An 848-nucleotide genomic window follows, 5' to 3' on the forward strand; every position below is an offset into this window, starting at 1 on the left:
ACGCCGCCAAACCGCCTCCAACCCCCTAAACGCCGGACCATAATCAAACCCACGCTCGGAGAAACGCTCATAGAACGCATCCAGATCAGCCACCACCACCTCCGCACCCACCGGCGGCCACTGCTCCAACACCACCCCACCACCAGCAGCCGAGCCCTCCGCCACCAACGAACCCGTGGCATGGCGAACCCACCCGGCATCGGCCGCTTCAAGACGAGATTGCACATAGACGCTGCACAAACCGCCTTGGTCCACCTCGCCGACCACAACCTGAAGCTGGACACCACCCCGCTCCGGAAGGGCCAACGGATCCTCGAGAGTGAGCTCCTGGATTCCCTCGCACCCCGCACGGTTCGCAGCGGTCAGCGCCAACTCGACCAGCGCAGCCGGTGGCACCAGCACCGACCCAAAGACCCGGTGGTCAGCCAGCCACGGATGTGTCTCCAACGAGATACGTCCGGTGAGGACATGTCCTTGATCAGCAAGGGGTACAGCGGCTCCGAGGAGGGAGTGTTCAAGGGCTTCCAGGCCCAGGCCGGTGGCGTCGGTTGCCGCAGGTGGCGCGTCGAGCCAGTAGCGCTCCCGCTGGAAGGCATACGTGGGCAGGTCCAGCATCGACATGCGGCCGTCTGCCGCACCGCTGTCGTCCGTGGCTACCACGCCAAGGGCAGGCTTCCAGTCGACAGTGACCCCGTTGACATGCATCTGAGCCAGCGAGGTCAGGACCTGCCCAAGTGTGTCCTGTTCCCGCCGCAGGGTCCCGGTCACCACCGCCTGACCACCAGCGGCCTCCACCGCCTCCTCCACACCCACCGTCAACACCGGATGCGCACTGACCTCAACAAAAA

1 protein-coding gene is annotated in these 848 nt (G+C 65.2%); it reads right to left on the reverse strand.

What is annotated here, in order from left to right; all coding sequences use genetic code 11:
* Nucleotides 1–848 (reverse strand): polyketide synthase dehydratase domain-containing protein (locus ABD329_RS47860; protein WP_344318300.1); only part of this gene is annotated, 848 nt, incomplete at both ends.

The organism is Streptomyces javensis (assembly GCF_039525925.1).
Taxonomy (GTDB): Bacteria; Actinomycetota; Actinomycetes; order Streptomycetales; family Streptomycetaceae; genus Streptomyces; species Streptomyces asiaticus.